17 protein-coding genes are annotated in these 21,871 nt (G+C 63.6%); 13 read left to right on the top strand and 4 right to left on the bottom strand.

The genetic code is table 11. From position 1 onward, the window contains the following. Positions 1-18: 18 nt before the first annotated feature. Positions 19-1,023: a GNAT family N-acetyltransferase gene (locus AC1Q5P_RS09770; RefSeq protein WP_492518816.1), complete on the bottom strand. Its 1,005-nt coding sequence runs from the start codon at positions 1,021-1,023 to the stop codon at positions 19-21. A 17-nt stretch (positions 1,024-1,040) separates the two neighbouring features. On the opposite strand from AC1Q5P_RS09770, the gene AC1Q5P_RS09765 reads away from it, so the two are divergent. The 13 genes from AC1Q5P_RS09765 to AC1Q5P_RS09705 all read left to right on the top strand — a co-directional run bounded on the left by AC1Q5P_RS09765 (position 1,041) and on the right by AC1Q5P_RS09705 (position 19,144). Further along, positions 1,041-2,567, top strand: a complete 1,527-nt coding sequence (locus AC1Q5P_RS09765) for an acyl-CoA ligase (AMP-forming), exosortase A system-associated (protein ID WP_492518815.1) — start codon at positions 1,041-1,043, stop codon at positions 2,565-2,567. Continuing rightward, positions 2,564-3,790 (top strand): pyridoxal-dependent decarboxylase, exosortase A system-associated, encoded by a 1,227-nt coding sequence (locus AC1Q5P_RS09760; protein WP_492518814.1) that lies wholly within the window; start codon positions 2,564-2,566, stop codon positions 3,788-3,790. The genes AC1Q5P_RS09765 and AC1Q5P_RS09760 overlap by 4 nt, the downstream gene beginning before the upstream one ends. Before the next feature lie 210 nt (positions 3,791-4,000). Then, positions 4,001-4,648 (top strand): XrtA/PEP-CTERM system exopolysaccharide export protein, encoded by a 648-nt coding sequence (locus AC1Q5P_RS09755; protein ID WP_492518813.1) that lies wholly within the window; start codon positions 4,001-4,003, stop codon positions 4,646-4,648. 10 nt (positions 4,649-4,658) lie between these two features. Beyond that, positions 4,659-6,176: an XrtA system polysaccharide chain length determinant gene (locus AC1Q5P_RS09750; RefSeq protein ID WP_039331409.1), complete on the top strand. Its 1,518-nt coding sequence runs from the start codon at positions 4,659-4,661 to the stop codon at positions 6,174-6,176. Positions 6,177-6,187: 11 nt separating this feature from the next. Continuing rightward, entirely contained in the window at positions 6,188-7,132 is a 945-nt protein-coding gene (locus AC1Q5P_RS09745) for a P-loop NTPase (RefSeq protein ID WP_492518812.1), read from the top strand. A gap of 5 nt (positions 7,133-7,137) precedes the next feature. Continuing rightward, positions 7,138-8,850, top strand: coding sequence for a preprotein translocase subunit YajC (locus tag AC1Q5P_RS09740; protein ID WP_492518811.1), 1,713 nt, complete (start codon positions 7,138-7,140; stop codon positions 8,848-8,850). An 18-nt stretch (positions 8,851-8,868) separates the two neighbouring features. Beyond that, the gene (locus AC1Q5P_RS09735) at positions 8,869-10,119 is read left to right on the top strand and encodes an XrtA/PEP-CTERM system-associated ATPase (protein WP_492518810.1); all 1,251 of its coding nucleotides are present in this window, start codon (positions 8,869-8,871) and stop codon (positions 10,117-10,119) included. A 65-nt stretch (positions 10,120-10,184) separates the two neighbouring features. Continuing rightward, positions 10,185-11,045 (top strand): XrtA system polysaccharide deacetylase, encoded by an 861-nt coding sequence (locus tag AC1Q5P_RS09730; protein ID WP_492518844.1) that lies wholly within the window; start codon positions 10,185-10,187, stop codon positions 11,043-11,045. After that, positions 11,042-12,097: a FemAB family XrtA/PEP-CTERM system-associated protein gene (locus AC1Q5P_RS09725; protein WP_492518809.1), complete on the top strand. Its 1,056-nt coding sequence runs from the start codon at positions 11,042-11,044 to the stop codon at positions 12,095-12,097. Before AC1Q5P_RS09730 ends, AC1Q5P_RS09725 begins: the two co-directional genes overlap by 4 nt. After that, on the top strand, positions 12,094-13,323 hold the full coding sequence (locus AC1Q5P_RS09720; protein WP_492518808.1) for a TIGR03087 family PEP-CTERM/XrtA system glycosyltransferase: 1,230 nt from the start codon (positions 12,094-12,096) through the stop codon (positions 13,321-13,323). The genes AC1Q5P_RS09725 and AC1Q5P_RS09720 overlap by 4 nt, the downstream gene beginning before the upstream one ends. Further along, positions 13,310-14,878 carry an exosortase A gene (gene xrtA, locus AC1Q5P_RS09715; protein WP_492518807.1) on the top strand — a complete coding sequence of 523 codons (1,569 nt, stop codon included), beginning with the start codon at positions 13,310-13,312 and terminating at the stop codon, positions 14,876-14,878. The genes AC1Q5P_RS09720 and xrtA overlap by 14 nt, the downstream gene beginning before the upstream one ends. Positions 14,879-14,889: 11 nt before the next feature. Continuing rightward, entirely contained in the window at positions 14,890-16,779 is a 1,890-nt protein-coding gene (locus AC1Q5P_RS09710; RefSeq protein ID WP_492518806.1) for an XrtA/PEP-CTERM system amidotransferase, read from the top strand. Between the two features lie 88 nt (positions 16,780-16,867). After that, positions 16,868-19,144, top strand: coding sequence for an EAL domain-containing protein (locus tag AC1Q5P_RS09705; protein WP_492518805.1), 2,277 nt, complete (start codon positions 16,868-16,870; stop codon positions 19,142-19,144). Between the two features lie 272 nt (positions 19,145-19,416). On the opposite strand, the gene zapE is transcribed toward AC1Q5P_RS09705, so the two are convergent. From zapE to AC1Q5P_RS09690, 3 genes are read right to left on the bottom strand one after another with little or no spacing between them, the layout of a single operon-like run. Further along, entirely contained in the window at positions 19,417-20,550 is a 1,134-nt protein-coding gene (gene zapE, locus AC1Q5P_RS09700; RefSeq protein WP_039331398.1) for a cell division protein ZapE, read from the bottom strand. After that, positions 20,547-21,026, bottom strand: coding sequence for a PaaI family thioesterase (locus tag AC1Q5P_RS09695; RefSeq protein WP_039331397.1), 480 nt, complete (start codon positions 21,024-21,026; stop codon positions 20,547-20,549). Before AC1Q5P_RS09695 ends, zapE begins: the two co-directional genes overlap by 4 nt. Positions 21,027-21,030: 4 nt before the next feature. Further along, positions 21,031-21,813 (bottom strand): succinate dehydrogenase iron-sulfur subunit, encoded by a 783-nt coding sequence (locus AC1Q5P_RS09690; RefSeq protein ID WP_039331396.1) that lies wholly within the window; start codon positions 21,811-21,813, stop codon positions 21,031-21,033. Positions 21,814-21,871: the final 58 nt, after the last annotated feature.

The following is a 21,871-nucleotide window of genomic DNA, read 5'->3' as shown; positions in this document are numbered from 1 at the left end:
ATCAGTTTCATCGGGCCCTTAACCATGGCGGTTCCTGGAGACAAGGGGGCGCAGTGTTCGTGCGGCAAGCGCGCGGACCAGGGAAGGCCAGTGACGGATGGCGTTCTTGCGCCATGCCCGCACGCGCCAGCGGATCCGCACATCTTCCATCCAGTCGCGCTTGTAGGGATCATCGCCAGTGCCGAAATCGATAAGCGATACTCTATCGCAGTCGATCACATGCTCGAACATTGCCGAGCTGAGCAGCGTTCCCGGCGATTGCTTGCGGAAGCGTTCATCATGCGCAAGCTTGTGAATGAAAGCGGTGCCGCCCTCGACAGTCCAGAACTGCGCGGCGACTGGTTGGCCATCCACCTCGGCAATGCCAAGGCGCAAGCGGCCGGCCTTGCCCTCCATTTCGGCCCATGCCCGAAGAAAATCAGGCGACCCTTCGCCGGGCTTCCAGCTCAGCTTGTAGACCGTCTCGTAAGCGTCCCAATCGGCTTGGGAAAACTGCGTTGCGAGCCGCAGCGTGACTTCGCCTTTCCGGCTCTTGCGCCGGAAGGTTTCGCGCAATGCCCCGGGGCGATCTACCCAGTATTGGGCAAAGCTCCGTCCGTTCACGGCAAGCACGTGGTTGCTGTCGCAGGGCTCGGCGAGCGCGATCCAGCCAGCCTTGCGGAATGCGGAAGCAAGGGCTGTGGCGTCGTCCTCCGGCAAAGGAGCAAACATCGCCCGGTTATGGGGAAGGCTTCGCACGATCTCTGAAAGATGTCTTCCATCACCCAGAAAACGCACGAAAAAACTGTACCAGTTGGCAAGCGTTGCAATCTGCCCATGGTCTTCCAGCCAGGGCATGGCGGTGCATCCCTGCTCGTCCGCGGCAATGGTGACCCGCGCTTTCGCCTCGTCGAGGCAATGCGCTGCGAGCAGGGCAAGCCAGTCGAGCCGCTCGAACGGCGAAGCGCCCTGAGCCGCGATAACGCGCGGGTCCGCTTGCGCTTCCTTAAGACTGGCGTGATAGACGTCCAACGCTCTTGCCATTCCCTATCGAGACCCGAGTGCCACAAACGCCCGATCCCACCGTGTATCCGCTCGACCACCTTGCCTTGCGCGGCGAGCGTGATGCCCCTGCACTGGTGCTCAAGGACCGCACGCTTAGCCATGAAGCGTTAAATGCACGTGTAGGAACCCTTGCGAAGTGGTTGAAATCGCGCGTCGGCGAACCCGGTGGCCGGGTGGCGACCTGGCTGCCCAAGACCGAGCTTGCCTGCCTGATGCCACTGGCTGCGGTACGGGCCGGGCTGGTCCACGTACCGATCAACCCGCTGCTCAAGCGCGCACAGGCGGCGCACATCCTGGCTGACAGCGGGGCCGCGCTGCTGATTTCGAACAAGGGCCGCCTCGATACGCTGGAGGAGGGCGACGCACCTTGCCGGGCGATTGAGGAGGCTGCTGTTTGGGCCGAAGCGGAGGCCGAAGGTGGCGCACTTCCGCCGTCTGACGCAGAGCCGGACAGCCTTGCCGCCATTCTCTATACCAGTGGCTCTACCGGGCGTCCGAAGGGAGTGATGCTCAGCCAGGCCAATCTTTGGCTGGGGGCCGTCAGCGTTGCGTATTACCTGCGGATCGCGCCACAGGACCGCGTGCTTGCCGTACTCCCGCTCGCATTCGACTATGGTCAGAATCAGCTGCTGTCCACGTGGTACGCCGGGGGCAGCGTGGTACCGCTGGATTATCTCACGCCGCGCGATGTGGTAAAGGCAGTTGCCCGACATGGCATCACTACAATCGCTGCAGTGCCGCCGCTCTGGCTGCAACTGGTGGAACTGGAATGGCCGCAGGACGCCGCGCAATCGCTCAAGCGATTGACAAACAGCGGCGGCGCCTTGACGCCATCGCTGGTCCGCGCGCTGCGGACAAAATTCCCGGTGGCCGACCTCTATGCCATGTACGGGCTGACCGAGGCCTTCCGGTCGACCTACCTCGATCCCGCGCTGGTCGACGAGCATCCCACCTCGATCGGTAGTGCCATTCCCTTTGCAGAAGTTCTTGTCATCAATGACATGGGCGAAGAAGCTCAAGCCGAGGAAGAAGGTGAACTGGTCCACGCAGGGCCGCTGGTTGCGCAAGGATACTGGCAGGACGCAGTGCGCACGGCGGAGCGGTTCAGGCCTGCGCCGGCGTTCTCGAAGCTTGGCGGCATGGCCGTCTGGTCGGGGGACCGGGTGAAGCGCGATGCGCAAGGGTTGCTGCATTTCGTCGGCAGGCGTGACGCCATGATCAAGACCAGCGGCAATCGCGTCAGCCCGCAGGAGGTCGAAGAAGCTGCGGTTGCCACAGGCATCGTTGCCGAGGCGGTAGCGCTGGGACTGCCCGATCCGCAACTGGGGCAAGCGATCCATCTCGTGGCGCGAGCGATGCTCGGCGCCGACAAGGACGGCCTGGTTCCTGCCCTGACCCGCGTCTTGCCGAATTTCATGGTGCCGCGCCACGTCCATTGGCGGGAGATCATGCCCGTGAGTCCCAATGGCAAGCTTGACCGGGTTGCGCTGGCTGCAGAACTGGCCGAGGAGACGCAGGCATGAAGCCGCTCGGCCCTATTCCATCGGGTTACACCGCCATCGACGGTGTCCTGGCAATCGCCGGGCGCAAGGCGACCGAACTTGTTGCGGAAGCGGGCGTAACGCCCCTGTTCGTATATTCGCGCGATCTTCTGACGGCGCGGGTGGCGGCATTGCGCGCCGCGATGCCGGAACGGCTTTCCATCCATTATGCAGTCAAGGCAAACCCTTACGGGCCATTGCTCAAGCATATGCTCGGGCTGGTGGATGGTTTCGATATCGCGTCAGGCGGCGAACTATCCATCGTCCGCGCGGCGGGCGTTGACCCGGCCCGGGTCAGCTTCGCGGGCCCCGGCAAGCGCGACGCGGAGCTTGAAGCAGCGATTGCGGCGGGAGCAACCCTGAACCTCGAATCCGAGGGGGAAGCCAGCCGCGCTCTGGCCATTGCCGAACGAGTGGGCGTTCGTCCCCGGCTTGCCATTCGGGTCAATCCGGATTTCGACCTCAAAGGGTCGGGCATGAAGATGGGCGGCGGGGCCAAGCCCTTCGGCATCGATGCGGAACGCGTACCGGCGCTCGCGCGCAAGTTGCTTGCTGCAGGAGCGGACTGGCAGGGTTTCCATATCTTTGCCGGAAGCCAGGCGCTTTCAGCCGACGCGATCATCGAGACTCAGGGCCAGACCCTGGCACTGGCGGCGCGCCTTGCCGAGGAAACCGGGGTTCCTCTGCCGAAGTGCAATCTCGGCGGCGGGTTCGGCATTCCCTATTTCCCGGGGGATGAACCAGTCGACATCGGCGCGGTCGGCGAGGCCTTGGCCGAGCGCTTTGCCGATCTGCCCGAAGTTCTGCGCGACACGGCGTTCTGCATCGAGCTTGGCCGCTATCTCGTTGGCGAAGCAGGCGTTTATCTTGCGACCGTGGTGGATCGCAAGGAGAGCCATGGCGAGATCTACCTCGTCACCGATGGCGGCCTGCATCACCAGCTAGCCGCCTCGGGCAACTTCGGCACAGTGGTCAGGCGCAATTATCCCAGTGCCATCGCCACGCGCTTCGATGCGCCGGTAGAGGAGGAGGCGAGCATTGTCGGATGCCTGTGCACTCCGCTCGATCGGCTGGCCGACAAGGGTGGTTTCCCGCGGGCTGACGTCGGCGATATCGTCGCCATTTTCTGCGCCGGTGCCTATGGAGCGAGCGCCAGCCCGGCGATGTTCCTTGGCCAAGGGCCGGCCGCGGAAATGCTTGTCTGACAAGTGCATAGGTTCCGGCTGTTAACGGATGACTCCGCGCCAGTCCCGTTACGGGACGGCGGCGAATGGGCGCTTGGCGTCACGCCTTCAAGCAATCAAGGCTAACGCAATCTTCACCCTTTTTGGCGATAGCCAGCGGTGATTTGCGGACCTGCGCATGCGGCTGACGAGGCTTTTGCGCAGGAGCCACCGCAGCAAGAAGGACAGTTCATGCCGTTCAATTCCCGCCTGACCCGTATGCTTGCCGGCACGGCCATGCTGAGCCTTGCCCTGTCTGGCTGTGGCGGAGTTGGGGCAGGTCCGCAGTTGCCACCTGCCTCGTTCGTGGCGCTGCAGGAGGGCCCCGGCGAGGAGTACGTGATCGGCCCGCTCGATGAACTGACCATCTTCGTCTGGCGCAATCCTGAACTCGGCGCGAGCGTGCAGGTCCGGCCGGACGGGCGCATCACCACGCCGTTGATCACCGATATGCCTGCGGTCGGAAAGACGCCCTCCATGCTGGCCGAGGACATCAAGCTTCAGCTCTCGCAGTACATCCAGGAGCCCATCGTCTCGGTCATCGTAAACAGGTTTGCCGGGACCTTCAGTCAGCAGGTGCGCATTGTCGGCGCCACCGAAAAGCCGGCCTCGATCCCGTTCCGCGCCAACATGACGCTGCTGGACGCGATGATCGCGGTTGGCGGGCTTTCGGAATATGCCGCGGGCAACAAGGCGCGGCTGGTGCGGTTCGACAAGCAGTCGGGCGCGCAGAAGGAATACGCGGTGCGCATCGGCGATCTGCTGCGCAAGGGCGATACCAAGGCCAACGTGCTGCTTATGCCCGGCGACGTGATCATCATCCCCGAGAGCACGTTCTGAGCGCGCGCCGATGACCAGCATTTACGAGGAAGTGCGCATTGCGCTCCATGGCATCTGGCACCGGCGCTGGATTGCGCTGGGCATCACATGGGCCGTCTGCCTGCTCGGTTGGCTGGTGGTGGCGATGGTGCCCAACAGCTATGAATCCAAGGCGCGCATCTTCGTCCAGATCGATGACGTCCTGGCCGACCAGATCGGCATTGGTGGCGACCGAAAGCGCGATATCGAGCGTGTCCGCCAGACCCTGACGAGCGCGGTGAACCTTGAAAAGGTCGTCCGCGCAACCCGGCTGGGCGACAAGGTTACGACCGACAAGCAGATGCAGGCCGCGGTCGAGAGCCTCGGCAAGCAGGTGACGGTGGTCAGCCAGCAGGACAACCTGTTCGAGATTACCGGCACGGCTGGAGGCGGTGGCCGCAACGATGGCGAGAACGCCAAGCTTGCGCAGGACGTGGTCCAGAAGATGATCGACATCTTCCGCGAGGAGAACCTTGCAGGCGGCCGAGGCGAGATGACCGACACGCTGGCCTTCATGGACCAGCAGCTGGCCGACCGGAAGAAGGCCCTCGAAGAAGCAGAACTGAAGCGCACCGAGTTCGAATCGAAGAATGCTGGCTTCATCCCCGGCGCAGGTTCGTTGACCACCCGGCTCGAGGCCGCGCGCAACCAGATGCGCGATGTCGAATCCAACCTGCTCGCGGCACAGAGCGCGCTGGCCTCGATCAACGGCCAGCTTTCGGGCACCCCGCAGACCATTGCCATTCCCGGCGTTTCGGGCGGGGCCAAGGGCGCTCTGGCCCAGGCCATGTCGGATCTGGGATCGATGCGCGCGCGGGGGCTGACCGACAGCCATCCCGACGTGATCTCGGCCAAGGCGCAAATTGCCAACCTGCAGAAGGCTGCGGCAGGCGAGGGCGGTGGCGGCGGTGCGCCCAACCCTGCCTATAGCTCGCTCGTGTCGATCAAGGCCGACCGCGAGGCCAGCCTCGTTTCCTTGCAATCGCGCCGCGCGTCGCTTCAGGCAGAAATTTCGCAACTGACCGCGCAGCAGTACAGCGAGCCGACCGTGGCAGCCGAGGCTGCGCGCATCAATCGCGATTACGACGTGCTCAAGGAGCAATACGACAAGCTCCTGCGCGACCGTGAGCAGCTGCGCCTGCGCGGCCAGGTCGAGACCGAGCGCGATGCGGTGAAGTTCGAGGTGATCGATCCGCCGACGATGCCACGCGGTCCTGCTGCGCCAGACCGGCCGCTGTTGTTGTTCCTTGTGCTGATCGTCGGCATCGGCGCGGGCTGTGGCGGCGCCTTCGCGCTGGGCCAGCTCAAGTCCGCCTATTCCACCACCGGCCAGCTGGAGCGTGCCACCGGCCTGCCCGTGCTCGGCGCGATTTCCGAGGCGATCACGCGCGAAACCCGTGCCCAGCGCGCCAAGCGCCTGAAATATTGGGCGGGCGGCGTGGCGGGCCTGTTCGTCGTCCTCTTCGTCCTGCTCGGCGTCGAGATGCTCAAGCGCGGCATGGTGGCCTGAGGAGACATGCGATGACCGATCAGAGCAAGATTCCTCTCCCGGCAAGCGGCCCCTCGCTGATCGAGCGCGCTTCGGGCACCTTCGATTTCCGCACGTTGACGCGCCCGGTTGTGCCCGACCTTCCGCCCGCGCCGGTGCCGAAGGTCGCGCCAGTGCCAGCGCCCAGGTCTGTGGCCGAGCCCGTCACGCCTGAACCGATCGTCCGGTCCGAGCCGCCGGTGCGTCCGTTCACTGGCGAGCGCCACGCGATCGACCGCGCGCATTTGCGCGAACAGTGCCTGATCGAGCCCGAGGGCGGGGTGACCGGCCTGCTCGAGGAATTTCGCATCGTGAAGCGCCAACTGCTGCGCACGGCGGCAGACGAGCGGGTCGAGCATGGCGAGCGCATTCTTGTCGCTTCGGCCCACCCGGGTGAGGGCAAGTCCTTCTGTGCGGTCAACCTCGCGCTGTCGATGGCGGCGGAGAAGGACACCGAAGTCCTGCTGGTCGATGCCGATTTCGCCAAGCCTTCGGTTCTCTCCACGCTCGGCCTGCCAGGCGGGAAGGGTTTGATGGACGCGCTGGCCGATCCGGACATTGCCGTGGAAGACTGCGTGATCGGCACCGACATCGCCGGGCTCTACGTCCTGCCAGCCGGCAATGCGACGGGGTCCGACACCGAATACCTCGCCTCCGCCCGTACCGAGGTTGTGCTGGCCCGGCTGACGGCCCATGCCCCGAACCGCGTGGTCATATTCGATTCGCCGCCGGTACTGGCAGCTTCGCCTGCCAGCGTCCTGGCCAATCACGTCGGGCAGACCGTGATGGTGGTGCGCGCCGATATCACCGGCGAAGCCGCGCTGCGCGATGCCGTGAGCCTGCTCTCGGCCTGCGAGGACATCAAGCTCCTGCTCAACGGCACGCGGTTCTCGACCACCGGTCGCCGCTTCGGCACTTACTATGGATACAAGGAATGACCCGGATGCGGCTTCCTTCGCGCCTTTCAGTGCGCCTGCTCACGCTTGCCGGGGCGATGCTCGTGGCAGGTCCGCTTCACGCGCAATCGCTCGATTACGAGAGCGTCGATGGTGATGCGCCCTCGGGCAAGGCCGATGCTCCGCGCAAGGGCGGGGGCCTGACCTCGCGCGGTGCCGGTGGCGGCCCTCGCGCCACGATCACGCCCTACATCGAAGCCACGCAGAACGTGCTGTGGGAGCTCTCGCCCGGTGACGAAGTGCTGACCTACAGCACGATCGCGGCCGGTGTCGACATGACGCTCAACGGTCGTCGCACACAAGGCGCCGTCTCGGTCCGCTATGAGCGGAGGATATCGCAGACGGATCGCGTGCGTGACGGGGATACGCTTTCCGGCCTCGCGCGCGTCAAGCATGACCTGATCCCGCGCACTCTCTCGGTCGAAGCTGGTGCGCTTGCGGCCCGCACACGCGTCGAGGGCAGCGGCGCGTCGACGCTCAATCCGCTCGCCGCCGACGACGCGGTAAGCCAGGTCTATTCGCTCTACGCCGGACCTGCCGTTTCCACCCACGTGGGCGACGTTGCGCTGTCTGGCTCCTACATCCTCGGTTACACCAAGGTGCAGCAGAAGGATGCCCTTCAGCTTTCCCCGGGGCAGGCACTGACCGACATCTTCGACGATTCCGTATCGCAGTCGGCGCAAGTCTCTGCAGGCATTGCGCCCGATACGGTCCTTCCAGTGGGCATAACGGCCAGCGGATCGTACTACCAGGAAGACGTGAGCAACCTCGATCAGCGCGTGCGTGACATGCGCGCAGGCGTGCAGGTCACCTATCCCGTCACGATGGAACTCGCCCTCGTTGGCGCGGTCGGATACGAGGATGTGGAGGTATCTGCCCGTGATGCCGTGCGCGATGCCGCTGGCGTGCCGGTGATCGGCAGCAACGGCCGCTACGTCACCGACAAGTCGCAGGCCCGCAAGCTGGCTTACGATACCGAAGGCTTTACCTGGGACGCAGGCGTGATGTGGCGGCCGAGCCGACGCACTGCACTCTCTGCCTTTGTCGGTCGCCGCTATGACAGCACGACCTACTACGGCAGCTTCTCCTACAACCCGAACGTGCGCAGCTCGCTGACAGTCGCCGTCTACGACAACGTGTCGGGCTTTGGCGGGCAGGTGAACCGCGCGCTGCGCGATCTGCCGACCGATTTCCAGGTCAACCGCGATCCGTTCAACGGCCAGATCAGCGGTTGCGCCATCGGCTCCGAATCCGGCGGCTGCGTCAACAACGCGCTGTCCTCGGTCGCAAGTTCGGTGTTCCGCGCCCGCGGCGTCAACGCCACTTATGCCCACCGCCTCGGCCGCCTGCAGGCCGGGGTTGGCGCAGGCTACATCCGCCGCAAGTACATCGCTCGGGAGGATTCGGTTCTTGGCGCTGCGAATGGCTTGGTGGACGAAAGCTTTTATGTCGACGCCGGGCTCAACGGCCCGATCGACCGGCGGTCGAGCTTCGCCGTTTCGGCTTATGCCGCGTGGTTCGAGTCGGGCGCTTCGAGCCTTGGCGACGTGACCACGGTGGGCGTCAACGCCGCCTACTTCCGCAACCTGACGGACCGCCTCGTGGCGACCGCAGCGGTCGGTTTGGATAGTGTTAACCGTAAAGTGATTGAAGACGAAGTAATCGCATCGGGCCTTGTTGGCCTGCGCTATTCCTTCTGATGCCCGGAGACGGCTTCGATGTACGATGAATTTTATGGACTTACCGGCCGTCCGTTCCAGCTGACGCCCGATCCGCGCTTCTATTTCGAAAGCGGAACGCACCGTAAGGCCTTGTCTTACCTCGGTTATGGCCTTGCTCAGGGTGAGGGCTTCATCGTCATCACCGGCGAAGTCGGCGCGGGCAAGTCGACGCTCGCAGCGCACCTCATGGCGACGGTCGATCGCCAGCGACTCACCGCTGCCCAGATCGTCACCTCGGCGCTCGATGGCGCGGAACTGATTCACGTCGCCGCTCGCGCCTTCGGACTGGAAGTGGCGGGCCACGACAAGGCCACCGCACTCGCCCAGATCGAGGCGTTCCTGCATCATGAAGCGCGCGAAGGCCGCCGCTGCCTGCTGGTGGTTGATGAATCGCAGAACCTTTCGGTCGAAGCGCTCGAAGAGCTGCGCATGCTTTCCAACTTCCAGTTGGGCGCGCACCCGCTGCTGCAGATCCTGTTGCTCGGCCAGCCTGAGTTCCGCACGCTGATCCAGACGTCGCCCGAGCTCGAGCAATTGCGCCAGCGCGTCATCGCCTCGCATCACCTTGATGCGATGGAGCCGGCTGAAGTCGGCAGCTATGTCGAGCATCGCCTTGCGCTGGTCGGCTGGCAAGGGCGTCCGCAGTTCGATGCGCGCGTCTATGCCGATCTCGCCAAGGCCAGCGGCGGCGTGCCCCGCCGGATCAACCAGATCGTCAACCGTCTGATGCTGATGGGCGCGGTGGACCAGCGCGATCATATCGATGCAGCAATGCTGCAGGCCGTGCTGGCGGACCTTGCGGGCGATGGCGCTTTCGGCAAGCCGCAGGTCTCGGTCGCCCCCGCTCCCTTGGCCGATGTGCCCCAGGTTGACCTTCCGGCCGCTGCGACGCCTGCTGCCGCGCCGGCCCTGGACGAGAGCGCATGGCGTGCCGCTCTGGCTGAACGCGACGAGCAGATTGCCGAACTCCAGCAGGCGATCATCGAACTGGCCGACATGCGCGCCGCGCCAGTCGCGCCGCTGCCGGACTTCGATCTTGCCGCGCAGCTTGAAGAAGCCAATCGCCGCATCGCCGCTCTCGAAGCACGTCCCGGCGATGACGGTGTGCTGGCTGCACTGGCAGAGGCCCAGCGTACGATTGCCGCGCTGGAATCACGGACCAGCGAGCAGGAACAGGCCATTCGCCACACCCTGACCATGCTGATCGAGTGGATCGAGGCCGAAGACTTCCATCGCGCCGCTGCGTGAGCGGCGTCATAAGGGGTGAACAGATGTCGTCCGGGGTGCTCAACGGCCAAGTGCTGAATGGCCAGATGCTGAACGGACTCTCTGTCGACGTCGAGGACTGGTTCCAGGTCGGCGCGTTCGAAACCGTGATTGACCGCAAGGACTGGGACGGGCTCGATTGCCGGGTCGAGCGCAATTGCGAGCAGATCCTTTCTCTGTTCGAGGAAGCGGGCGTGAAGGGAACGTTCTTCACGCTTGGCTGGATTGCCGAGCGCTACCCGGCGATGATGCGCCGGATCGCTGGCGCAGGGCACGAGATCGCCAGCCATGGCTGGGATCACGCCCGCGTATTCACGCTGGGCCGCGAAGCCTTTGCTGCCGACATCGCACGCGCGCGCAAGGTGCTGGAAGACGTGACCGGGCAGCGCGTCGCTGGCTATCGTGCGCCAAGCTTTTCCATCGATGCCCGCACTCCCTGGGCATATGAGGTGCTGGCAGAGGAGGGCTACGTCTACTCCTCCTCGGTCGCGCCTGTCGTGCATGACCACTATGGCTGGCGCGAGGCACCGCGGTTTGCGTTCCGCCCCATCGAGGGCGCGGACCTGATCGAGATACCGGTCACGACGGCAGAGGTGGCAGGGAGACGGATGGCGGCAGGCGGTGGCGGCTTCTTCCGGCTGCTGCCCTATGCCGTCTCGCGCTGGGCGATCCGCCAAGTCAATGAACGTGACGGCCGGCCGGCGGTGTTCTATTTCCACCCCTGGGAGATCGACCCCGACCAGCCGCGCCCCGCCGTCGCCCCGCTCAAGTCGCGCTTGCGGCACTACACCAATCTCGATGTCATGGCGGCAAAGCTGTCGCGTCTGGTGCGTGAGTTCCGCTGGGGCCGGATGGACGAGGTTGCCGCCACGGAAGCTGCGCGAGCGCCGTTGAGCCGCGCAGCATGAACGCGCCATTCTTTCTCGCCAGTTCCGTTGTACGCCTCGGCGGTCCCGATGACCGGGGGGCTGTGGCGCGCTTTTTGGCCGATCATCCCAATGCCACTGCCTTTCACCGGCCAGAATGGCTTGACGCGGTAGAACGCTCGACTGGCCACCGCACGCACATCCTGATTTCGGAGCAGGACGGTGTGATCCGCGCCGTGCTGCCCCTGCATGAAGTCCATTCGCCGCTGTTCGGCCGCGCGCTGGTCTCCACCGGCTTTGGCGTGGGCGGCGGCGTTGTCGGCGAGGGCAGCCCGGCGCTATTCATTGCCGCGCAGGAACTGGCAGTGCGCCTGAACTGTCCGACCATCGAGCTTCGCGGCGGTCCTTTGCCGGAAGGCGAGGGCTGGCACATCAAGACAGACAGCCACGCAGGCTTCGTCACGGCGCTTGCCGCAGATGATGAAGCGCAACTACTGGCCATCCCGCGCAAGCAGCGCGCCGAGGTGCGGCGTGGCCTGGGTTATGGCATGGAAGTGCGGACCGGCAGCAGCGCCGAGGATCGCGCGATGCACTATGCGGTCTATGCCGAATCCGTCCGCAATCTCGGCACGCCGGTTTTCCCGAAACGCCTGTTCGATGCAGTGCTGGACGGCTTCGGCGATGACGCTGACATCCTGACCGTGGTCAGTGACGGGCAGCCGCTCGCCTCGGTACTGAGCCTCTATCACCGCGGCGCAGTCATGCCCTACTGGGGCGGCGGCACCTTCGCGGCGCGGACGATGCGTGCCAACGATGTGATGTACTATGCGCTGATGAACCATGCGCGCGTGCGGGGCTGCGATCGGTTCGATTTTGGCAGGTCCAAGGTTGATACCGGCGCCTACCACTTCAAGCGCAACTGGGGCTTCACGCCAGAGCCACTGGCTTATGCGACGTGGACCGCCGATGGGCAGGCCCCGCGCGACGTCAATCCGCTCAGCCCGCAGTACAAGGCCAAGATCGCATTGTGGCAGAAGCTGCCGCTTGGCCTCGCCAACCGTGTCGGCCCGCTGATCGCGCAAGGCCTGGCATGAGCGAGGTCCTGTTCCTTGCCCATCGCATCCCGTTTCCGCCCGATCGCGGCGACAAGATCCGGTCGTGCCACGTCCTCCGGCACATTGCAGGCCTTGCACCGGTGCACGTGGCGTGCTTCGCCGACGACGAGGGCGATATGGCGCACGAGCCGGACCTTGCCGCCGTCGCCGCTTCCCATTGCCTTGTCCGGCGGTCGCGCTCGCTCAAGATCGCCGCGCTTGAGGCGCTGGCGTCGGGCAAGCCCGTGAGCCTGACGGCTTTCGCGGACAAGCGCATCTCGGCTTACGTGGCCAAGGTTCTCGCCACCCGTCCGATCTCGGCCATCTACGTTTTCTCCGGCCAGATGGCCCAATACGTGCCGACGGACTTCGCAGGTCGTGTCGTGATGGACTTTGTCGACGTCGATTCGGCAAAGTTCGAATCCTACGCAGGGCAGGCCCGCTTTCCTTTGGCTCATCTCTACGCGCGTGAAGCTCGGCTGCTGTCGCGTTTCGAAAGCGATGTTGCTCGCCGTGTCAATGCAAGCCTGCTGGTGACGCCGGAAGAAGCCGCCCTGTTTCGCCAGCGCCTTCTGCCGGGCGCTGACCCCGCCGTTCTGGCGCTGGGCAATGGCATCGACACCGGCTTCTTTGACCCTGAAGGAGTGCCGCTTGCTCCCGAGCTTGAGGGGCAGGGGCCGCACATCACCTTCACTGGCCAGATGGACTACCCCCCGAACATCGCGGCCGTGGAGATGTTTGCGCAGGCGGTCATGCCGCAGATCCGCGCGGTATTTCCGCAAGCCCGCTTCAACGTCGTGGGCCGCGCGCCGACGCTCGCCGTTCGCGCGCTCGAAGGCGTCCACGGCACTCGCGTGACCGGCGCGGTGATCGATGTCCGACCGTGGCTGGCTGGCGCGGATATGGTGGTTGCTCCGCTGACCATCGCGCGCGGCGTGCAGAACAAGGTGCTCGAAGCCATGGCGATGGCACGCCCGGTGCTGGCCACGCCCGAAGCCGCCACCGGCATCCCCGCGCGCGACGGGCAGGAACTCGTAGTCGCAAACGGCGCCGAAGCCTTGGCGAAAGCCGCGCTGAGCTTGCTTCACGACAAGGTCCGGGCGGGCACGATCGGTCAGTCTGCCCGCTCCTTCGTCGTAGAAAAGTGCGGCTGGGCAGGCGTACTTGCCCCGCTGGCCGGCTTGCTCGGTCTTACGGCTCCTGAGGGTTCACGTGCCGCAGCCTGATCTGACCCTGAAAGCGCCGCTCTTGCAGCGCTGGGCCAATCTGCCCGCAGCGTGGCGGCGCGCGCTCGCTTGTCTTGCCATCGCCTGGGCCTGCAACGTCGCGCTTTTCGCTACCGACTGGCGCGAGATGTTCCTGCAATGGTGGGACAGCTCGACTTACAATCACGTCCTTCTGATTCCCTTCATCCTGGCTTGGCTGATCTCGCTACGCTGGCGCGAGGTGGTGAAACTCGAGCCGCAGGCCTGGTGGCCCGGCCTGGTGTTCTTTGGCGGGGCGGCGTTCCTTTGGCTTCTTGGAACATTTGCGGGTCTGTCGCTGGCCACGCAGCTTGGCGTTGTCCTGATGGCGCAGGCAAGTGCAGTGGTCCTCCTCGGCCCCAGGGTCTGCGCCGGTCTGCTCTTTCCGATTGCCTACATGCTGTTTCTGGTGCCGGCCGGAGACGAGCTGATCCCGTTCCTGCAGACGATTACCGCACACATGACGATGGCGCTGCTCGATGCGAGCCAGGTGCCGGCGCATATCGAAGGTGTCTTCATCACCACGCCGGGCGGCTATTTCGAAGTGGCCGAGGCCTGTTCTGGCGTCAAGTTCCTCATCGCGATGATCGCGTACGGCGCGTTGGTCGCCAACGTCTGCTTCGCCTCGTGGAGCCGTCGCATCGCGTTCATGGGTTTGAGCATCGCCATGCCGATCCTGGCGAATGGCGTGCGGGCCTGGGGCACCATCTTCATCGCCGAACACCGCGGCATCGAATTCGCCGCCGGGTTCGATCATATCTTCTACGGCTGGATCTTCTTCGCGCTGGTGATGGCGCTGGTCATGGTCATGGCCTGGCGCTTTTTCGACCGCGCGATCGATGATCGCATGATCGATGCCGAAGCCATTCAGGCCAACCGTCTGCTGAGCGCACTTTCGCAATATCGGATCGGACCGCCGAGGGCGCTTGCGGCGCTCGCTGCTCTGGCGCTGATCTTCAGCGGGTGGAGCGCCTGGGCCGGTCGCCTCGAGGCACCGATGCCGGCACGGATAGACTTTGCCCCGATCTCTGGCTGGAAGCAGATCGACTTCACGCCTCAGGTGCCATGGAAGCCGCTGCATTCGGGCGCCTCGCACGTCCTTCTCGGCCGTTTCCGCGATGCTTCAGGCCATGTCGTGGACATATCGTTCGCGCTCTACGCGGCGCAGGCCGATGGCCGCGAGGCCGGCGGTTTCGGACAGGGCGCCATACCGCTCGACAGCGGGTGGGCGTGGGAAAGGTCCGCTGCTCCGCTCGCCGGAGGCCTTGCTGAGCGCATCCAGGCAGCAGGTCCGGTCCATCGTCTTGCCGAGAGCTACTATCGCTCCGGCCCGCTCATCACCGGTAGCAACACGCGCCTGAAGCTTGCCAACATCGTTGACCGTCTGCTGCTGCGGACCCGCAGCACGGCCGCGCTGATCCTGTCGGCGGAAGACGGTGTTCCCGGCCAGCCTCCCGCCGAAGCCTCCCTTCGCGCCGCCATTGCCGCGATCGGGCCGGTCGAAGCGTGGATGGACCGCACGGCTGCAGGGCGCTAGGTCCCGTTCGCATGTGCGGAATCGCCGGAATCATCCATACCGAAGGTCTCAAGCCTGTCGATCCGGAACGGGTCCGGCGGATGTGCGATGCCATTGCCCATCGCGGGCCTGATGGCGAAGGCGTCTGGACGGCGCCGGGCGTCGGCCTCGGCCATCGCCGCCTGTCCATCATCGACCTCGCCGGATCGCCACAGCCGATGCTCGCGGCTGAAGGCGATGCGGCCATCGTCTTCAACGGCGAGATCTACAACTACAGGGAACTTCGCAGTGACCTGATTGCGCTCGGCGCAACCTTCCGCACCGATGGCGACACCGAGGTCATTCTCCAGGCCTGGCGGCATTGGGGCGTTGACTGCCTGCCGCGCCTTCACGGCATGTTCGCTTTCGCGCTGCACGACCTGCGCCAGCGCACCACCTTGCTGGCGCGAGATCGCTTTGGCGTAAAGCCGCTGTTCACCGCGCGCCTTGCCGACGGCTCCGTCATCTTTGGTTCGGAACTGAAGGCGCTGCTCGCGCACCCGTCGCTGCGGCGTGAAATCGATCCGCTGGCTGTCGAAGACTACCTTGCCTGGGGCTATGTCCCGGATCACCGCTCGATCCTCAAGGGCGTGCAGAAGCTTGCTGCCGGGCATTACCAGTTGCTTCGAGCCGATGCACCGCCATCGCCTCCGGTGCAGTGGTGGGACGTGTCCTTCGCCGATCGTGCCACCGGCAGTCGGCAGGATCTTGAGGCCCATCTGCTCCACCATATGCGCGAGGCTGTCACTTCGCGCATGCTCGCCGACGTGCCCTTGGGGGCGTTCCTTTCGGGCGGGGTTGACAGTTCAAGCGTCGTCGCGCTCATGGCCGAGGCAAGTACGGCACCGGTAAAGACCTGTTCGATCGGTTTCGATGTCGCAGCGCTCGACGAGACCGCTTATGCGGATCGGATCGCCGCGCAATATGGCACCCAGCACTGGAAGCGCACGGTTTCGCCGGAAGACTTCTCGCTGGTTGATCGGCTTGCTGCCATGTTCGACGAGCCTTTCGCCGATGCGTCGGCGCTCCCGACATTCCGGGTCTGCGAGCTGGCGCGCGAGCATGTCACGGTGGCCCTTTCCGGCGACGGGGCGGACGAGGCTTTTGCCGGTTACCGCAGGCAGACATTCCAGCACCGCGAGGAACAGGCGAGGGGCCTGTTGCCTTCCGCGCTGCGAAAGCCGGTGTTCGGGACCATGGGCCGTCTGTGGCCAAAGGCGGACTGGGCACCTCGTCCGCTTCGCGCAAGGACGACGCTGCTCAGCCTCGCCGGCAGCGGTGAGGAAGGATACGCGCGCGCCCTAGCCGTGACGTCGGCGGACTTGCGAGACACGCTCTATACGCCTGATTTCATGTCGCTGCGCGGTGAATATCGGGCCGAACAGCCGTTGATGGAGTTGATGCGCAAGGCTCCCGCCCGCTCTGGCCTGGACCGTGCCCAGTATGCGGACCTCAAGTTCTACATGCCCGGCGATATCCTGACCAAGGTCGACCGGACGAGCATGGCGGTCAGTCTGGAAGCGCGCGAACCGCTGCTTGATCATCGGCTTGTCGAATTCGGCGCGCGACTGCCCGAACGAATGCGTGTGCGAGGCAGTACGGGCAAGTGGCTCATGAAGCAGACAATGCGCCGTTATCTGCCGCAGGACGTGCTGTTTCGCCCGAAGATGGGATTCGTCACGCCGATTGCGCAGTGGCTGCGCGGTCCCTTGGCAGCGGAAGCGCGCGGTCTTGCTGCCAGCGGATCTCTAGCTGCCACCGGCTGGTTCAACAGCACACGCATCGACGCGCTTGCCGAGGCCCACATGACGGGCCGTGCCGACCACAGCCGATTGATCTGGCAGCTTCTCATGCTGCGGAAATCATTGGATCGCCTTGGTTGATTGCCTGTTAAGCGTCCCAAGCCGGTAAGGTGATCTTCACCATTGCGGACTAATCGGGTTCGGAAACAACGCCCGTGGGTCCATGCTGATGAAACTGCGCACCCCCCTGTTCCTTGCGCTGCTGATCCCGGCGTTGCTGGCGCTTACCGATTTTCTGACACCGATTGATCACGTTTTTTGGAATGTTCGGCACAAGCTGAACCAACACCAAGCCAACGGCTCCACGGTCATCGTCGAACTTGAGAGTGACAGTGACCACCCCGATTCTGACACGGTTGCTGCACCCAGGCTTGCGCGGGTGCTGGAGCAACTGCGTCCCCAGATGCCCTATCGGGTCTATGTAGATGCGCCAGTGAAGTACGGCACAGATGCTGCGGGCGATCGATTGCTGGCTGAAACAATCAGATCCTTTGGATCAGGGGTTTCTCTCGTGGTGCGTGGCCAGACGGTGGGAAGTCTCGGCCATACGTTCACGCTGCGAGATTTCCGAATGCCGCCAAAGGCGCTGTCGGACGTGGCGCCCATTGTTGTCTCTGTGTGGAACGGCAACTTTATCGATTATGCCGTCTCGTCTCCTTATTCAGTGAACATCGCCGGACGCGATTACCCCACGTTTGCTGCGTCCCTTGCAGGGAAGTATTCCGGGCTTCAGGACACCTTTGAACCGGATTTTCTGGTCGAACCTGACACGATCCCCAAGGTCGGCGAGAGGATGCTGCTTAGCGGATCCTATACGCCGGGGTTGCTCACCGGTCGTACGATCGTGGTCACGCAATCCCAGAATGTCCCCACGATCGGATATTATGGCAAGGGACGCATACACCCTCTGGCCGTCGATATCGCGGGGGCATCTGGCCTGGCCAAGCCGATCTCGCTCTCTCTCGGGCAACTGCCGCTGCTGATCATATCGTGGTTGCTGATTCGAGCGGGATCGCGTGCAGACTCTCGAAAGTCGAAGTTCACACTGCACGCCCTTGCAGTGTTCGCTCCCTTCGTCTTTGCTCCAGCTCTTCAGCTTATTGGCGTCACCGTTGATACCGGTGCAGCGTTCCTGTCGCTTATGATCTACGGCGTTGCTCGCGCCTGGCAATTGCGGGTCAGGCGAGTCCAGCATACCAGCACGTCCGGTCTGCCCAACCTTCTGGCTCTCAGTGCGCAGCCTCTTGAAGTTGGTCGTGACGTCATCGTCGCGGTGATCGGTCGCTACGAGGAGATTCTGGCAACCTTGCCGCGCGATCTTCATGGAGAATGCGCTCGCCAGATTGCGAGGAGATTATCCGTCGGCTCGGGTATCGAGACAATCTTCAACGGTGAAGGTGGTCATTTTGCGTGGACCGAAGAAGCACGTCCGCTCGAAATGCAACTCAATCACCTTGAAGGTCTGCGTGCACTGTTTTCTGCGCCTTTGCAGATTGGCACCTATACTTTTGACACCAACATTCATTTCGGACTCGATCGAAATGAAGGGCTGGATGCCCAGACTCGCGTCAATTCGGCGCTCGCGAGTGCGAACGATGCGCTCAGTTCTGGCCGCTCTGTGGAACTGTTCGAAGCGGAGCGGCTTGCCGAAGCGAGTTGGGAGCTATCGCTTCATGCTCGCATAGATGAAGGATTGCGAAACGGCGAAATCTGGCTTGCGTACCAAAGCCAGTGGGACATGCGATTGGGTCACGCTTGCGGTGCTGAAGCTCTCATCAGATGGAATCACCCGACCCGGGGGCCAATCGCACCCGATGCGTTCATACTGCAAGCGGAGCGCGCTGGCCGAATTGATGCACTGACCTACTGGGTGGTAGATGAGGCGATCACCGCTGCCCTCGCTCTGAATGCGGCGGGTCAACGTTTTCAAATGAGCATCAATCTGTCAGCACAGATGGTGGACAAGCCATCTCTCGTCTCCAACTTTGCCGAGATTGTCCGTCGTCGAAACATCGATGCCAGGCTGTTGACGATTGAAATAACAGAAACGTCGAGCGTGCGAAATCGTCCGGCCGCAGTTCAGAATCTCTCCCAACTCCGGGCCATGGGATTCCGCCTTTCCATCGATGATTTCGGTACTGGTGAGGCGAGTCTGGCATACCTTGCTGACCTGCCTAGCGACGAACTCAAACTCGACCGGCGCTTTGTTTCACGCCTGTTAACGCACGATCGCGAGCGCAGCATCATAAGCGCAACCATTGGTCTCGCGCATGCTCTTGGCCAGACTGTCGTCGCGGAGGGAATCGAGGATGACGCGACCTATCGCGCTCTCGTCGAATTGGGCTGTGACGTCGGGCAGGGCTACTACCTCGGCCGGCCGCAAGCTTTTCCAGAGTTCTGTCAGGGGCTTCTCAAAATGGGACAGCGCCGATTTGGTTTCGTTTAGAAGTTGTTAACCATACAGGTCGGTGTTAACCATGTGTCTCCAATCGTGGATGGAGGCACGAATGTCCGCAGTAAACGCCGTTATCGAAATCCTGCGCTGGCTGTTCCAGTAAGGCTATTTCGGCCCTAGTTTTTCATTGAAAAACAGGGGTTTAAACGAAAAGGCGCTGCCCGCTCCATGAGCGGCAGCGCCTGTTTCATTGGATCACCGTGAGGTTTGACGCGATTCGTGGTTAGCCGCGTAGACGGAGTTGGTTAACGCTTCAGAATCTGTCAGTCTTCGCCGTGGCCTAGCGCCAAATAGTCCTGGCTCTGCATTTCGATCAGGCGGCTGACCGTGCGATCGAACATGAAGCGACCTTCGTCGTCGCCTTTTCCGCCCCAGTCGTAAAGTTCTGCCGGTTCGGCGTCAGCGGTGGCGATCAGCTTTACCTTGTGCTCGTAAAGCGCGTCGATGAACGTGATGAAGCGTGCTGTCTCGTTGCGCAATTCCGGGCCAAGACGCGGTATCGCGACGACGATCACGGTGTGGAAATTGCGGGCAATCGCCAGATAGTCCGCCGCTCCGCGAGCTTCGCTGCACAATTTCTTGAAACTGAACACGCCGACGCCCTTCAGGCTCTTCGGGACGTGCAGCTTGCGACCGCCGCCGACGTCAAGATCGCAAGAAGGGACGTGTTCGCTGTCTTCTGGCGGATAGTCCGTCAGCCGGAAGAAGGCATCGCGCACCTTTGCGGTCGATTGTGGTCCAACCGGCACGTGCCAGGTGCCCACGCCCCGCATGCGTTCCAGCCGGTAGTCGGTCGGCCCATTGAGGGTGAGCACGTCGAGCTTGCTTCCGATCAGTTCGATGAAGGGGAGGAAGTGTTCGCGGTTTAGACCGTTCTTGTAGAGATCCTGTGGCGCACGGTTGGAGGTGGTGACGACCGTTACGCCGCCCTCGACCATCAGCGCGGTGAACAGGCGGCTCATGATCATCGCGTCGGCGCTGTTGTTGACCACCATTTCGTCGAAGCACAGCACGCGCGTTTCCGCAGCGATGGCCGCCGCGACGGGGATGATCGGGTCGCCGCTTTCCTTCTTGCGCTCCTCGCGCAGGCGGGCGTGGACATCGAGCATGAACTCGTGGAAGTGCGCGCGGCGCTTGGCGGGTAGAGCGAGGTTGTCGTGGAACAAGTCCATCAGCATGGACTTGCCGCGCCCAACTCCTCCCCACATGTAGACCCCACGCGGCGGCGGCGCTGGCTTCGCGCCGAAGAGCTTGCCGAACAGGCCAGGTGAGGGCGGAGGCGTTTCGAGTTCCTGCTGCAGCGCGTCAAGCCGAGCAGCGGCGGCGGCCTGCTCAGGGTCGGGCCGCAGTTCACCCGCAGCAACCAGCTCGCGATAGCGGGAGAGGACAGATGTCATCGCCTGATCGGCTTTTTCGGACTCGGCTTGCGGATCGTGCCGTTGAATGCGGCGATCATGTCATCGCCCTGAACGACGAGACCGCGAAGGAACACCAGGCGGCCGGTTTCGCGGAGCACTTCCGTTACCGCATCGAGTGGCTCTCCGATGCGGCCTGCACCGATGAACTGGCTGGACAAGTCGAGGGTGACCGAGCCTGCAGCGTCGCCCGCAAGGAGAGTGCGCATCGCCGCGAAGAGCGCGATGTCGATGAGGGCGAGGGTGACGCCGCCGTGGACCGCATCGAGCAGGTTGGAGTGCCGACGCTCCGGGAACATGCGCAGGCGGGCGCGGCGGATGCCATCGGCGCCTTCCTCGATCCGCGTCAGCATCCGGCCCATGGTCTGGGCGTTGAAGCGGGTCTCGTCGGTCAGGTTCCAGGTGAACCAGCCGGGTTGGTCCTCGGCCGGTTCATAACGGAAGGCTTGCTCGCTCACCGGATCAGACGAGACGCTCTGCCTGCATCTTCTTGATTTCGGCGATGGCGCGCGCGGGCGAGAGGCCCTTCGGGCAGACGTTCGCGCAGTTCATGATCGTGTGGCAGCGATAGAGGCGGAAGGGATCTTCCAGCTCGTCCAGACGCTCACCGGTCATCTCGTCGCGGCTGTCGGCCAGCCAGCGATAGGCCTGGAGCAGGATGGCGGGGCCGAGGAACTTGTCGGAGTTCCACCAGTAGCTCGGGCACGAGGTGCTGCAGCAGGCGCACAGGATGCACTCGTAAAGACCGTCGAGCTTTTCACGCTGTTCGGGCGACTGCAGACGCTCCTTACCCGAAGGCGTGGGGCTGACGGTTTGCAGCCAGGGGCGGATCGAGGCGTACTGCGCGTAGAAGTGGGTGAAATCGGGGACGAGGTCCTTGATCACCTCCATGTGCGGCAGCGGGGTGATGCGGATTTCGCCGGACAGGTCCTCGATCGCGGTGGTGCAGGCGAGGCCGTTGCGACCGTTCATGTTCATCGCGCACGAACCGCAGATCCCTTCGCGGCAGGAGCGGCGGAAGGTGAGGGTGGGGTCCTGTTCACCCTTCATCTTGATCAGCGCATCGAGCACCATCGGGCCGCACTGGTCGAGATCGATCTCGAACGTGTCATAGCGCGGGTTCTCGCCGCTGTCGGGATCGTAACGATAGACCTTGAACTTGCGGATCTTGCCGTTGGTGGCCGACGCATGGTGGCGGGCCTTGCCGGTGATCGTGGAGTTCTTCGGGAGCGAGAAGGTCGCCATCGTTCTGTCCTGTGTTGCGTGCTTTGCGGCTTGCTGAGTCGTCCTTAGCGATTGCAGC

This window comes from Novosphingobium sp. GW835-FHT14H07 (assembly GCF_058793515.1).
The sequence above is the reverse complement of the archived record's forward strand: the minus strand, read 5'-3'. Positions and strand labels throughout refer to the sequence as shown.